Source organism: Cellulosimicrobium funkei (assembly GCF_900155925.1).
Taxonomy (GTDB): Bacteria; Actinomycetota; Actinomycetes; order Actinomycetales; family Cellulomonadaceae; genus Cellulosimicrobium; species Cellulosimicrobium funkei.
In genome coordinates this window covers 62078-76183 of sequence record NZ_FTMI01000002.1, presented here as the reverse complement: position 1 = coordinate 76183, position 14106 = coordinate 62078, and the positions used below count along the sequence as shown (strand labels likewise).

The following is a 14106-nucleotide window of genomic DNA, read 5'->3' as shown; positions in this document are numbered from 1 at the left end:
CTCCTCGACCCTCGCCGCACCGATGTACGTCTCGCACCTCTCCCTGGTCGACTTCCGCTCGTACGAGTCCGTCGACGTCGAGCTCGTCCCGGGCGTGAACGCGCTCGTCGGGCAGAACGGGCAGGGCAAGACGAACCTCGTCGAGGCGATCGGGTACGTCGCGACGCTCGCGAGCCACCGCGTCGCGGGCGACGCCGCGCTCGTCCGTGCGGGTGCCACGCGCGCCGTCGTGCGGACGCGCGTCGTGCGGGGCGACCGGGCGAGCACCGTGGAGCTCGAGATCGCGTCGGGGCGGGCCAACCGGGCGCGGATCAACCGGTCCCCGGCCCAGCGGCCGCGCGACGTGCTCGGCATCGTCCGGACGGTGCTCTTCGCGCCGGAGGACCTCGCGCTCGTCAAGGGCGACCCGGACGGGCGGCGTCGCTTCCTCGACCAGCTCGCGGTGCTCCTGGTGCCGCGCGTGGCGGCGCTCCTCGCGGACTACGACCGGGTGCTGCGCCAGCGCGGCGCGCTGCTGAAGTCGGCGACGGCGCTGCGCGGCCGCGGCCGGCGGAGGCCGTCCGCCGTCGAGCCGCCGCCCGAGGACGACGCACCCGAGACCGCGGCCTCGCCGCTCGCGACGCTCGAGGTGTGGGACGCGCGCCTCGCGAGCCTCGGCGCGGAGATCACGGCGCTGCGCCTGCAGCTCGTGGCCGCGCTCACGCCCTACGTCGCGGAGGCGTACGAGCAGGTCAGCGCGGGGCAGGGCGAGGCGCGCATCGCGTACCGCTCGTCCGTGGACGAGGCGCTCGACGCGGACGACGGTCCCGTGAGGCCGCCCGCGGCGGGTGACGCCGCGGACCCGGGCGACGCACCGGCGTCGGGCATCCCCGACGTGGCGGCCCTCGAGAGGCGCATGCTGGAGGCCATGGAGGCCGTGCGCGCGAAGGAGGTCGACCGCGGGGTGAACCTCGTCGGTCCCCACCGCGACGACCTCGTCCTCACCCTGGGCGGCCTCCCGGCGAAGGGCTACGCGAGCCACGGCGAGTCGTGGTCGTTCGCGCTCGCGCTGCGGCTGGCGTCGTACCGGCTGCTGCGCGACGGCGCCCCCGCGGGCCTCGACTCGCTCCTCTGGGCGGACCAGTGGGGGCCCGACGGCGAGCCGATCCTCGTGCTCGACGACGTGTTCGCCGAGCTCGACGTCCGGCGGCGCGAGCGGCTCGCCGAGCTCGTGGCCGACGCGGGCCAGGTGATCATCACCGCGGCCGTGCCCGACGACGTCCCGAGCCGGCTCGACGGCGCGCGGTTCGCCGTGCACGACGGGACGGTGCACCGTGTCGAGGACTGAGCCCGCGGACCGGGACGGGGCGGACCGCCAGGACGACGACGCGCGCCCCGGCCCGGCCGACGACCTCCCGGAGCGACGCACGACGGGGCTGCCCGTCGGCCACGTCGTGGAGCTGACCCCACCGGCGGAGGTGGCGCGGCAGGCCCTGAACCGCGCCAAGGCGGCGGCGCGCGCGAAGGGGCTCCGGCCCGGGCAGGAGCCTCGCCGACGCATCCTCGCGGACCCGCCGACGTCGGGCGCGCGCCCGGGCGGTCGCGACCCGCAGCTCCTGGGCGACGTCGTCGCGCGCCTGCTGCGCGAGCGGGACTGGGTCGCGGACGTGTCGGTGGGGGGCGTCGTCGGGCGGTGGCGGGAGGTCGTGGGCGACCAGGTCGCCGACCACTGCGAGCCCGAGACGTTCGAGGACAAGGTGCTCGTCGTGCGGGCCGACTCGACGGCGTGGGCGACGCAGGTGCGGCTCCTCACGCCGCAGCTGCTCGAACGTCTCGCGCGCGAGGTGGGCGAGGGGGTCGTCGAGACGGTGACCGTCCTCGGGCCGGCGGGACCGAGCTTCCGCCGGGGGAAGAAGTCCGTCCGGGGTCCGGGTCCCCGCGACACCTGGGGCTGAGAAGGTCCGGACCGACGACGAGGCCCGCCGTGCAGGGGGCACGGCGGGCCTCGCGGTGGTGACCGGGGCGTTGGTCACCACGTCAGGGGGTCAGGCCTGGGCTCGGCGGCGCAGCCAGAGCACCAGGGCCCCACCGCCGACGAGCAGCGCGGCGAACGCGGCCGCGCCGGCGACCGTCGCACCGGTCGTGGCGAGCGCGGGGCCGGTCGGCTCCTCGGGTCCGGCGACGTCCTCGACGGCCACGGGGGCGACGGGCGGGTTCGCGCACGCGCTCGTCGCCGGCGGGTACTCGACCACGGTGGAGTACGACGGGTTGACCTCGAACAGCACCTCGGCGCCGTCGCGGGTCCAGGCGTAGTTGCCGTCGGTCTGGGTGTACGAGCCGTCCTCGTTCCGGACGAACCCGGGCCACTGCTTCGGCTCCTCGGCGGAGGCTCCCGGCCACAGAAGGGTCCCGCTGAGCGGCTGGTCCGGCACGACGTAGTTCTCGCCGCCGCTCGGGTGCAGGAAGGTGATCGTCAGCGGGGTCTCCGAGTCGACCGTCGCGCCCTCGGGCAGGCCGATCTCGTAGCCGAGGTACGGGACGTCGCCCTGGCAGACGGCGCCGATCTCGCCGGGCACGAGCGCGCACGTCTCGTCGGAGGGCAGCAGATCGACGAGCGGGAGCAGCGCGCTGCGGCCGTTCGTGGCCACGACGTAGCCGAGCTTCGCCGTCTCCGAGGAGAAGGTCGCCGCGGCGCTCTTCGGGACGGCGACGACGCCCTCCGCCGTGAGCTCGTACCGGACGTCCTCCGACTCGGCCGGGAGGTCCTGCTTCGTGAGCTCCGTGCCACAGACCTCGACGGCGGCCGGCACGGCCGGCGTGACCACGTCGACCTCCGGCGCGACCGGCGTGGCGGGAGTGCCGGGCCTCGGGGTGTCGCACGCGTCCTCGGGGAGGAGGTCGGCGAGGTCCTGGTGGTCCCACGCGACGAGCGTGCCCTCGGGGAACTCGCCGAGGTGCTCGCCGTCGGGTGAGTAGCGGATGTCCGTGGGGAGGTCGTCGAGACCGCCGGGGAGGTCCACGAGGTCCTGCTGGACTGCCCACGCGGTGCAGAGGTCGGCCGTGTCGACGTCCGGCTGGATCGCGCGGGCGACCTCGCTCACGTCCTCCAGGTCGAGGGGCTGCACGACCCAGGCCCTGTCCCACGGCTTCTCGGGCAGGGCGACCTCGGTGCCCGTGACGATCTTCTGCGGGCCGGAGTTCTCCCACGCCGCGGGCTGTGCGGGGTCGATCTTGGGGTACACGTAGACGCCGACCTGGACGGGGGCGTCGGGCGTCTCGCAGGCCCGGGTCGAGCCGGACTGGTCGTAGTCGTACTGGCGGCCGTCGGACGCGTCGACGGAGACGGTCCAGGTGTGGTCCTGCGTGGGGTCGAGGTCGTAGGAGCGCGTGAGCTCGCGCTGGAAGGTCGTGGACTCGACCTCCTTGCCGTCCACGGTGACGGTCAGGTCGTTGCTCTTCTTCGAGTAGGCCCAGAGCTTCACCGAGAGCGTCGTGCAGTCGGCCGTGACGACGGGCGTGTGGGCGGAGGCGGGTGCCGCGGTGGCCACGATCAGGCCACCGAGCGCGAGCGCTGTCGCCGCAGCGCTCGCGAGGAGTCTCTTCACTGAGTGGGGTCCCTTCGGGGTCGAGCCGCCCGCGTGCGATCGCTGCTGCGCGGACGACGCGCGAATCAGGATGGTGTGTGGTATTAGACCACTTTCCGCGTGAAACACCGATTCCCGACTTGTCGGTTGCGGTAGCGCTCCCACCAAGGAGCGCGCGACGGTTGCTGCGGGCACTTTTTCGACGGCCGTCGACGGCCACCTGCGCGTCGTGAACAGAGCCTGTGGACAACCGTGTGGAGAACTTCCGCCGAGACGGCGCGGATCGCGTCGCGGATGTCCTGCGAGATGTCCTCAGGACGGCCGAGATCCGCGGAATTCGGCTCGTGGCGGGTAGACTGGGGAGGTCATTCCGGGTCTTGTCACCACCCGCTCGCGCAGCCCGTCCGCGGCGCCTCCACCAGCCGTCCGCGGCAGGTCGGACGCTCCCTCACGGAGCCGGCGCAGGCGGCGGTGCGGGCCCGGAACCTTTGAGCAGCGGCGGCCGGTCCGGCACGGACACGGCGGCCGCGCGCACGACGACGAGGAGCAGTCCTGCCCGTGGCAGAGCACACCGACACCGCCATCCCCGACCCGACGGCGTCCGCGGAGGCGACACCCTCGGCGGGCGGCGGCTACGACGCGAGCAACATCACCGTCCTGGAGGGCCTCGAGGCGGTCCGCAAGCGTCCGGGCATGTACATCGGCTCGACGGGTGAGCGAGGCCTCCACCACCTTGTGTACGAGGTTGTGGATAACTCTGTGGACGAGGCCCTCGCCGGGCACGCGGACACGATCGACGTGACGCTCCTCGCCGACGGGGGCGTGCGCGTCGTCGACAACGGGCGCGGCATCCCCGTCGCGATCCACCCCACCGAGGGCCGGCCCACGGTCGAGGTCGTCATGACGATCCTCCACGCGGGCGGCAAGTTCGGCGGTGGCGGGTACGCCGTCTCGGGGGGTCTGCACGGCGTCGGCATCTCGGTCGTCAACGCGCTCTCGTCCCGTGTGGTCACCGAGGTCCAGCGTGACGGCTACGCCTGGCGCCAGGAGTTCGCCGACGGCGGCAAGCCCGTGGGCGAGCTGCACCGCGGCGAGGCGACGCAGGCGACGGGCACGACGCAGACGTTCTGGGCCGACCCGACGATCTTCGAGACCACCGAGTACGACTTCGAGACGCTGCGTGCGCGGTTCCAGCAGTACGCGTTCCTCAACAAGGGGCTGCGGATCACGCTCACCGACGAGCGCCCTGCGCACCTCGACACCGGGGACGAGGTCACCGGCGAGGCCGAGGACGGCACGCCCGCGAGCGGCGACGCGACGTCGTCGGGCGCGTCGACCGCGGCGCGCACGGTGAGCTACAAGTACGACGGCGGCCTCATCGACTACGTGAAGCACCTCAACGGCGCGAAGAAGGTCGAGCTCGTCCACCCCGACGTCATCGACATCGAGTCGGAGGACACCGAGCGGCGCATCTCCGTCGAGATCGCGATGCAGTGGACCAGCGCCTACTCGGAGTCCGTCCACACGTTCGCCAACACGATCTCCACGACCGAGGGCGGCACGCACGAAGAGGGCTTCCGTGCGGCGATGACCTCGCTGGTCAACCGCTACGCGCGCGACAAGGGCATCCTCAAGGACAAGGACGAGAACCTCACGGGCGACGACATCCGCGAGGGCCTGACGGCGGTCATCTCCGTCAAGCTGGGCGAGCCGCAGTTCGAGGGCCAGACGAAGACGAAGCTCGGCAACACCGAGGCGAAGACGTTCGTCCAGCGCGTCGTCAACGAGCGGCTCAACGACTGGTTCGACTCGCACCCGAACGAGGCCCGTGACGTCCTGCGCAAGGCGATCCAGGCGTCGCAGGCGCGCCTCGCCGCCCGCAAGGCGCGCGAGGCCACCCGCCGCAAGGGCCTGCTCGAGTCCGGCGGCATGCCGGGCAAGCTGCGCGACTGCCAGTCGAACCGCGCGGAGGAGTGCGAGATCTTCATCGTCGAGGGTGACTCCGCGGGCGGCTCGGCCGTCCGCGGGCGCAACCCCCGGACGCAGGCGATCCTGCCGATCCGCGGGAAGATCCTCAACGTCGAGCGCGCGCGCCTCGACCGGGCCCTGTCCAACCAGGAGGTCCAGTCGATCATCACGGCGTTCGGCACCGGCATCGGCGAGGACTTCGACCTCGCCAAGCTCCGGTACCACAAGATCGTCCTCATGGCCGACGCCGACGTCGACGGCCAGCACATCGCGACGCTCCTGCTCACGCTGCTGTTCCGGTACATGCGCCCGCTCATCGAGAACGGGCACGTCTACCTCGCGCAGCCGCCGCTCTACCGGCTCAAGTGGTCGAACGCCCCGCACGACTACGTGTACTCCGACAAGGAGCGCGACGCGTTCCTCGCCGCCGGGCAGGCCGCCGGCAAGCGGATCCCCAAGGAGAACGGGATCCAGCGCTACAAGGGTCTGGGCGAGATGGACTACTCGGAGCTGTGGGACACGACCATGGACCCCGAGCACCGCACCCTCAACCAGGTGACCCTCGACGACGCCGCGGCGGCCGACGAGATCTTCTCCGTCCTCATGGGCGAGGACGTGGAGTCCCGCCGGAGCTTCATCCAGCGCAACGCGAAGGACGTGCGGTTCCTTGACATCTGAGCCGCTCCTCGCGGAGCCGGGGGGCGGCAGGACCGGACGCCCCGGCGCGGCCCGCCCTCCCGGGCGGGTCCGGAGGTCTTCCAGGACGACGACGCACGAAGAGACGAACGAACGAGGTAGACCGTGACCGACGAGCAGAACCCCGAGAACGAGCCCACGGCTCCCGGCGACGGGTCCGAGGAGACCGTGCACGCCGACGGGACGGCGGTCGCGGTGCACCACGGGCGCATCGAGCAGGTGGACCTGCAGCTCGAGATGCAGCGGTCGTACCTCGACTACGCGATGAGCGTCATCGTGGGTCGTGCGCTGCCGGACGTGCGCGACGGCCTCAAGCCCGTGCACCGGCGCGTGCTGTACGCGATGTACGACGGCGGCTACCGCCCCGACCGCTCGTACTCGAAGTGCTCGCGCGTCGTCGGCGACGTCATGGGCAAGTTCCACCCGCACGGCGACAGCGCGATCTACGACGCGCTCGTGCGCCTCGTGCAGGACTGGTCGCTGCGCTACCCGCTCGTCGCCGGCCAGGGCAACTTCGGCTCCCCCGGCAACGACCCGGCGGCCGCCCCGCGGTACACCGAGTGCCGCATGGCGCCGATCGCCATGGAGATGGTCCGGGACATCGACAAGGACACCGTCGACTTCCAGGACAACTACGACGGCCGCACGCAGGAGCCGTCGGTCCTGCCGGCGCGGTTCCCGAACCTGCTGGTCAACGGCTCGGCGGGCATCGCCGTCGGCATGGCGACCAACATCCCGCCGCACAACCTCCGCGAGGTCGCGGCGGGCGTGCAGTGGCACCTCGACCACCCGGACGCCTCGCGCGAGGAGCTCCTCGCGGCGCTGCTGCAGCGCATCAAGGGCCCGGACTTCCCCACGGGCGCCACGATCCTCGGCCACAAGGGCATCGAGGAGGCGTACCGCACGGGCCGCGGTTCGATCACCATGCGCGCCGTGGTCAACGTGGAGGAGATCCAGGGCCGCGTGTGCCTCGTCGTCACGGAGCTCCCCTACCAGGTGAACCCGGACAACCTGGCCGCGAAGATCGCGGACCTCGTCAAGGAGGGCCGCGTCCAGGGGATCGCGGACATCCGCGACGAGACGTCGGGCCGGACGGGCCAGCGCCTCGTCGTCGTGCTCAAGCGCGACGCGGTGGCGAAGGTCGTCCTCAACAACCTGTACAAGCACACGCAGCTCCAGGACACGTTCGGCGCGAACATGCTGGCGCTCGTCGACGGCGTGCCGCGCACGCTGAGCCTCGACGCGTTCGTCCGGCACTGGACGACGCACCAGCTCGACGTCGTCGTGCGCCGCACGCGGTACCTGCTGGCGGAGGCCGAGCGCAGCATCCACATCCTGCGCGGGTACCTCAAGGCGCTCGACGCGCTCGACGAGGTCATCGCGCTGATCCGGCGCTCGCCCGACGTCGAGGAAGCCCGCACGGGCCTCATGGAGCTGTTGGGGGTCGACGAGGTCCAGGCGACCGCGATCCTCAACCTCCAGCTGCGCCGTCTGGCGGCCCTGGAGCGGCAGAAGATCCTCGACGACCACGACGCGCTCGAGCGCCAGATCCTCGACTACCAGGACATCCTGGCCAAGCCCGAGCGGCAGCGGTCGATCGTGGGCGACGAGATGGGCGAGATCGTCGCGAAGTACGGCGACGAGCGTCGGACGACGATCCTCCCGTTCGACGGCGAGGTCTCCATCGAGGACCTCATCGCCGAGGAGGAGATGGTCGTCACCATCACGCGCGGCGGGTACGTGAAGCGGACGCGCAGCGACAGCTACCGTGCCCAGAAGCGCGGCGGCAAGGGCGTGCGCGGCACGCAGCTGCGCGAGGACGACATCGTCGACCACTTCTTCGTGACGACGACGCACCACTGGCTGCTGTTCTTCACGAACCTCGGCCGCGTCTACCGGGCGAAGGCGTACGAGCTCCCCGAGGGCGGGCGCGACGCCAAGGGTCAGCACGTCGCGAACCTGCTCGCGTTCCAGCCGGGCGAGAAGATCGCCCAGGTGCTCGACCTGCGCGACTACGACGCGGCGCAGTACCTGGTGCTCGCGACGCGTCGCGGCCTCGTGAAGAAGACGCGGCTCTCGGAGTACGACTCGCCGCGCTCGGGCGGCCTCATCGCGATCAACCTGCGCGAGGACGAGTCCGGGACGCCCGACGAGCTCGTCGCGGCGCTCCTCGTGGACGCCGACGACGACCTCATCCTCGTGTCGCGCAAGGGCCAGTCCATCCGCTTCCCCGCCGACGACGACACGATGCGGCCGCTGGGCCGCGCGACGTCGGGCGTCACGGGCATGAAGTTCCGCGACGGCGACGAGCTGCTCTCGGCCGACGTGGTCGAGGAGGGTTCCGACCTCTTCGTCGTGACGGAGGGCGGGTTCGCGAAGCGCACGCGGATCGACGAGTACCGCGTCCAGGGCCGCGGCGGTCTGGGCATCAAGGTCGCCAACCTGGTGGAGGCTCGTGGAGATCTCGTGGGGGCTCTGGTGACGGAGGCCGACGACGAGGTGCTGGTCATCATGGAGCGCGGGAAGATCGTGCGGTCCGCGGTCGGCGAGGTGAACCTCACCGGTCGGAACACGCAGGGGGTGACGTTCGCGAAGCCCGACAAGGGCGACCGCATCATCGCGGTCGCGCGGAACGTCGAGCGTCGTCTCGGAGAGGATCGGGATACCGTGGAGGGCGAGGACGGGACCGGCACGGCCCCGGGCGTCACCGACACGAGCAGCGCACCGACCACCGACGCGACCGCCTCGTCCGACGGGGCGGGCGGGACCGACCCGGCCCCCGGAACCACCGAGGAAACCAGATGAGCAGCGAGAACAACGCACCGCCGACCATCACGCCGCGGCTGACCGTGCCGCGGCCGGACACGGACGCGTCGGCACGCCCCGGGGCCGCGTCCCCGAGTCGGCACGGCGAGGCGGACGGGACGTCGTCGAACGGCTCGTCGAAGAAGGGCTCGTCGAAGGGCGCCTCGGCGGCGGCGACCCCGCGTGACGGGGCGACGGCCGCCGTCCCGCCGCCGCCTCCGCCGCCCCCGGGCCCGTCCGCCCAGGCCGCGCCCGCGCCGGGCACGGTGGACGACGACGGCATGGAGCGCGCGTCGGGCGAGAGCCGTGTCGCGGTCGCGCGTGCCGGGGCCGTGAAGGCGGCGGCCGCGGCGATCGCGGCGGCGAAGACGGCCGCGAAGAAGGTGTCGGCGGCGGTCCCCGCCGCACCCGCAGAGACGGAGCCCGAGCGCGGGCACGACGAGATCGACGACGAGACGGTGAGGCGCGTGCCCACGACCACCTCGGCCCCCACGAGCGCGGGTGCCGCCGGCGCTCCCGCCGGGGCCTCCATGCACTACTCCGCCGCCGGGGTGACGGGCACCGCGAGCCCGCTCACCGGCGCTACGCCGGCCGTGGGGACCGCGACGGGCGCGACGCCCGCCGTCCGGCCCGACGGCGGCCCGCGCCGTGTGCGGCTCGCGGTCTCGCGCATCGACCCGTGGTCCGCGATGAAGCTCGGCTTCCTCCTCGCGGTCGCCATCGGGATCATGACCGTCGTCGCGACCGCCGTCGTCTGGTACGTGCTCGACGGCATGCAGGTCTTCTTCAAGATCGAGGAGCTGTTCACGCAGATCGTCGGCACGGAGACGGACGTCGACATCCGCCAGTACGTCGCGTTCGGCCGCGTGATCTCGATCGCCACGCTGCTCGGCGTGGTGAACGTCGTCATCATCACGGCGCTCTCGACGATCATGGCGTTCCTGTACAACATCGTCGCGGCGCTCGTGGGTGGCGTGCACCTCACGCTCACCGACGACTGACCGCGCACCGGCTCCCCGACCGGGAGGCACGGGCCCTCGGTTTGGGTCTGCGGCTCCCGGTGGGGTAACCTCAATCGCTGCCTGCGAGCGGAGCAGCCCTCCTGGGGCTGTCCGGCGAGGCGCGTGCGGGCCTATAGCTCAGACGGTTAGAGCGCTTCCCTGATAAGGAAGAGGTCAGAGGTTCAAGTCCTCTTAGGCCCACTGCCAACCCACTCGAGGGGGAACATCATGAAGAAGCTTCTGCTCCTGCTCCTCGCCGCCGGCGCCGGGTACCTCGTGTGGCGCAAGTACACGGAGGACAACGCCGAGCGCGACCTCTGGGCAGAGGTCACCGACACCTTCGAGTGAGCACCTCTCGCCGCTGACCGGCCCCGGCCGCGTCACCCGGGGCCATGGCGCAATTGGTAGCGCACCTGCTTTGCAAGCAGGGGGTTGGGGGTTCGAGTCCCCCTGGCTCCACCATCGTCACGACCACGAAGACCCCGTCCGGCTGCGGACGGGGTCTTCGTGCGTCCGGCCTCGGCGTCGGCGTTCCCGCCGCCGAGGCTGCGTGCTGCCGCCGCGTGCCGCCGCCGTGCCCGCGTGCTCGTGAGGTCTCCGCCCCCTGGGGGACGACGAGGGGCCCGTCCCTGCTGGGACGGGCCCCTCGGTCGTCGGTCACCGTGCGAGGACGGCGGGGTGGAGCGTCAGGCGTCGTCGGCCTTCTTCGCGGCGTCCTGCGCCGCGGACTCGGCGGCCTCGCGCGCCTTCTTGCCGGCGTCGCCCAGGTCGTCCTTGGCGTCCGCGGCGGCGTCCTTGACGTCCTCCGCCGTGTCCTTCACCGCGTCCTTCGCGCCGGCAGCGCCGCCACGGGTGGTGCTGCGGGCCCGGCTCGTCGCCTTCTTCGCCGCGTCCTTGGCGTCCGAGACGGCCTCGGTGACGCGGTCGGTGACGTCGTCACGGACCTCGGCAGCGCGCTCGGCCAGCTTGTCCGTGGCCTCGCGGCCCTTCGCGACGGCGGCGCCCGCGGCCTCGCCGATCGACTCGGCGGCGTCCCCGACGGCGTGCTTGGCGTCGCCGACGACGTCGTCGAAGTGGACCTGCTGCTGCTCCTGCTCCCACGGCTCGGCCCAGGGGTCGGTCGTGGGCTGCGCGCGGCGGTAGAGCACGTAGCCGACGCCCGCGGCGGTCACGCCACCGGCGATCCACCAGAGCGTGCGGCCCTTGCCCTTCGAGGAGTCCGCCTCGGCGGCCTTCGCCGCCGCCTTGTCCGCGGCCGCGGCGAGCTTCGCGGCCGCCTTCTCCGCGGTCTTGTCGGCGTGCTTGGCGGCCTTCTTGCCGGCCTTGCCCGCGGACTTCTGCGCCTGCTTCGCGGCCTCCGCCGTCGCCTTCTTGGCCTGCTTCGCGAGCTTGCGCGCCTTCTTGCCCGACGCGGCGGCTGCCGCGGCCGTGGCGGCGGCGGTCGCCTCGGCCGCGTTGTCCGCGGCGCGCTGGGCGGAGTCGGCCGCGCTGGCGGCGGCGGCGTTGAAGCTCGCGACGATCTTCGGCAGCACGTCCTCCACGAGGCGGTCGTGCGCGGTGTCGATCGCGGGCGCGGCCTTGGTCGCGGCCTTCTCGACGCGCGGCGCGGCGGCCTGGATGCTGTCCTGCCACGCCTTCTCGACGCGCGGCTGGAGCCACTCGAGGAACGCCTCCACCTTGGGCGTGCCCCACTCCTTGGCGTGCACCGCGGCGTCCTTGGCCTGGTCCGCGAGCTGGGTCGCGGCGCTCTGCGCGGTCGCGGCGGCCTGGGCGACCTGTTCCTTCAGCTTCTCGGTGTCGATCGACTCGAGCGTGTCCTTGACGGAGTCGCTCGCTGAGCGAGTACGGGTCATGCGTGCTCCCCGGGGTCGTCGTCCGACGGGACGAATGTGCGGATGCGATGCGTTTCCGCCCACTCTGCCACCACCCCGGCCACGCCGCGAGACATCGCCCCGGACGGGTCGGGCGCGGGTCTCGTGGGAAGATGGTGCCCATGTTCGCAACCCTCCACACGACCGCAGGTGACATCCGGATCGAGCTCCTGCCGAACCACGCCCCGAAGACGGTGGCGAACTTCGTCGGGCTCGCCCAGGGCACCACGACGTGGTCCGACCCCCGCACCGGGGCCGAGCGCACCGAGCCCTTCTACGACGGCCTGATCTTCCACCGCGTGATCCAGGACTTCATGATCCAGGGCGGCTGCCCGCTCGGGACCGGCACCGGCGGCCCCGGCTACACGTTCAACGACGAGATCCACCCCGAGCTCCAGTTCGACCGCCCGTACCTGCTGGCGATGGCGAACGCGGGCGTGCGCCGCAACCCGGTGACGGGCGAGGCCGAGGGCACCAACGGGTCCCAGTTCTTCATCTCGACGGTCCCCACGCCGTGGCTCAACGGCAAGCACACGATCTTCGGCGAGGTCGCGGACGACGAGTCCCGCGCCGTCGTCGACGCGATCAACGCGACGCCCACGCGTCCGGGCGACCGCCCGCAGGAGGACATCGTCATCACGTCCGTCACCATCGAGGACTGACCATCTCGGCGACACCTCCCGGGCCACCCGGCCCGCCGGCGTACGGGACGGCCGGACCGCACGACGGTCCCGCCGTCCCGCCGGTGTGCCCGCGGCACCCGGACCGCGTGTCGTACGTGCGCTGCCAGCGGTGCGGGCGCCCGGCGTGCCCCGAGTGCCAGCGACCGGCCGCGGTCGGCATCCAGTGCGTCGACTGCGTGCGCGACGCCGCCCGCCAGGCGCCGACGCAGCGCACCGCGCTGGGTGGGAAGGTGCGAGGCGGGCCGCCCGTCGTGACGTTCACGATCATCGGCCTGTGCGTCGTGAGCTGGCTCCTCCAGCTCGTCACGGGCGGCACGTGGACGAACATGCTCGCGTTCGCGCCCTGGGTCGGCGAGCTGCAGCCCTACCGCTTCCTCACGGCGGCGTTCCTGCACTCGACGAGCCCTGTCCACATCCTCTTCAACATGTACGCCCTGTGGATCACGGGCCCGTTCCTCGAGCAGCAGCTCGGCCGGCTGCGCTTCACGGCGCTCTACCTGCTCTCCGCGCTCGGCGGCTCCGTCGGCTACCTGCTCCTCGCAGGGGGGCCGACGTCGGAGGCCTGGTACCAGCCCGTCGTCGGCGCCTCGGGCGCGGTGTTCGGCCTCTTCGGGGCGATCCTGCTCGTCCTGCGCCGGACGGGTCGCAACGCGATGCAGATCGTGGTGCTCATCGGCATCAACTTCGCGATCGGGCTGTTCTTCCCCGGCATCGCGTGGCAGGCGCACCTGGGCGGTCTCGTGGTGGGCCTCGCGCTCGGCGCCGCCTACGCCTACGCGCCGCGCGAGCGTCGCACCCTCGTGTCCGTGGGCGCGACGGTCGTCGTCGTGGTGGCGCTGGTCGCCGCCTCTTGGCTCACCTACGCCGCCGCGGACCAGTTCGGCCATCTCACCTGACGAGGCGGCCACAGGAGTTATCCCCAGGGTTACTCACAGGTGTGGAACTACACCGGTGTGAGGCCCGACGGCACCGGGCGGGGCCCAGGCCCCGCCCGGCGCGCGGCTACTTCCAGCGCGTCGTGAGCGCGAAGCCCGCGATGATGAAGGCGAAGCCGACCCCGAGGTTCCACGCGCCGAGCGGCGGGACGGGGAGCTGCTTCGGACCGCTGAGGTAGAACAGCACGATCCAGGCGAGCCCGACGAGCATGAGCCCGAGCATCGTGGGCACGAGCCAGCGCGGGTTGCCCGTCTCGGGCTTCGGCACGCTCGGCGGACGCTGCGGCTTGGGCTTCTTGCGCGACTTCGACTCGGGCACGAGGGTGGGCTCCTGTCCTGGTGGGGCTCGCTGCGCCGGCGCCGAGACGCACCGCGGGAGCGGACGCCTGCCGTCGTCGTGCAGGAACCGTGCATGGGTCGGGCGAAGGTCGTCGACGGGCCGCGAGGCTCTGCCGGAGCACAGGTCCGTCACGATCGTGGACGACGTTCGTCGACTAGCGTAGTGGGCGCACACAATAGGCACGGACACCGCGCGCGGAGGACGTGCCGCGAGGTGTGCGCCGCACGACCTCAGCACGACGCCG

Annotated in this window: 11 protein-coding genes and 2 tRNA genes; 10 read left to right on the top strand and 3 right to left on the bottom strand. The window is 72.4% G+C overall.

Annotated elements, in window-relative coordinates; genetic code table 11:
* Positions 1–22 precede the first annotated feature (22 nt).
* Both recF and BXA05_RS04650 read left to right on the top strand, forming a co-directional pair.
* The gene (gene recF / locus BXA05_RS04655) at positions 23–1327 is read left to right on the top strand and encodes a DNA replication/repair protein RecF (RefSeq protein ID WP_061268277.1); all 1305 of its coding nucleotides are present in this window, start codon (positions 23–25) and stop codon (positions 1325–1327) included.
* A 106-nt stretch (positions 1328–1433) separates the two neighbouring features.
* Positions 1434–1934, top strand: a complete 501-nt coding sequence (locus BXA05_RS04650; protein WP_061268303.1) for a DciA family protein — start codon at positions 1434–1436, stop codon at positions 1932–1934.
* Between the two features lie 90 nt (positions 1935–2024).
* On the opposite strand, the gene BXA05_RS04645 is transcribed toward BXA05_RS04650, so the two are convergent.
* Entirely contained in the window at positions 2025–3584 is a 1560-nt protein-coding gene (locus BXA05_RS04645; RefSeq protein WP_076404160.1) for a hypothetical protein, read from the bottom strand.
* Between the two features lie 561 nt (positions 3585–4145).
* On the opposite strand from BXA05_RS04645, the gene gyrB reads away from it, so the two are divergent.
* The 6 genes from gyrB to BXA05_RS04620 all read left to right on the top strand — a co-directional run bounded on the left by gyrB (position 4146) and on the right by BXA05_RS04620 (position 10495).
* Complete coding sequence (gene gyrB, locus BXA05_RS04640) at positions 4146–6209, top strand: DNA topoisomerase (ATP-hydrolyzing) subunit B (protein ID WP_061268302.1); 2064 nt, start codon at positions 4146–4148, stop codon at positions 6207–6209.
* A gap of 186 nt (positions 6210–6395) precedes the next feature.
* The gene (gene gyrA / locus BXA05_RS04635; RefSeq protein WP_061268301.1) at positions 6396–9032 is read left to right on the top strand and encodes a DNA gyrase subunit A; all 2637 of its coding nucleotides are present in this window, start codon (positions 6396–6398) and stop codon (positions 9030–9032) included.
* Complete coding sequence (locus tag BXA05_RS04630) at positions 9029–10033, top strand: DUF3566 domain-containing protein (RefSeq protein WP_244550382.1); 1005 nt, start codon at positions 9029–9031, stop codon at positions 10031–10033. The genes gyrA and BXA05_RS04630 overlap by 4 nt, the downstream gene beginning before the upstream one ends.
* A gap of 127 nt (positions 10034–10160) precedes the next feature.
* Positions 10161–10234 (top strand) — tRNA-Ile (locus BXA05_RS04625).
* A gap of 27 nt (positions 10235–10261) precedes the next feature.
* On the top strand, positions 10262–10381 hold the full coding sequence (locus BXA05_RS20230; RefSeq protein WP_021483216.1) for a DLW-39 family protein: 120 nt from the start codon (positions 10262–10264) through the stop codon (positions 10379–10381).
* A 38-nt stretch (positions 10382–10419) separates the two neighbouring features.
* Positions 10420–10495 (top strand) — tRNA-Ala (locus BXA05_RS04620).
* Positions 10496–10719: 224 nt separating this feature from the next.
* Here the strand turns inward: BXA05_RS04620 and BXA05_RS04615 are convergent.
* Positions 10720–11886 (bottom strand): hypothetical protein, encoded by a 1167-nt coding sequence (locus tag BXA05_RS04615; protein ID WP_076404159.1) that lies wholly within the window; start codon positions 11884–11886, stop codon positions 10720–10722.
* A gap of 140 nt (positions 11887–12026) precedes the next feature.
* Here BXA05_RS04615 and BXA05_RS04610 point away from each other — a divergent pair, with 140 nt between their 5' ends.
* A complete protein-coding gene (locus BXA05_RS04610) occupies positions 12027–12566 on the top strand; it encodes a peptidylprolyl isomerase (RefSeq protein ID WP_021483785.1) in 540 nt (179 codons plus the stop codon).
* 107 nt (positions 12567–12673) lie between these two features.
* On the top strand, positions 12674–13483 hold the full coding sequence (locus BXA05_RS04605) for a rhomboid family intramembrane serine protease (protein WP_342065157.1): 810 nt from the start codon (positions 12674–12676) through the stop codon (positions 13481–13483).
* A 106-nt stretch (positions 13484–13589) separates the two neighbouring features.
* On the opposite strand, the gene BXA05_RS04600 is transcribed toward BXA05_RS04605, so the two are convergent.
* Positions 13590–13841: a cell division protein CrgA gene (locus BXA05_RS04600; RefSeq protein WP_021483485.1), complete on the bottom strand. Its 252-nt coding sequence runs from the start codon at positions 13839–13841 to the stop codon at positions 13590–13592.
* Positions 13842–14106 lie beyond the last annotated feature (265 nt).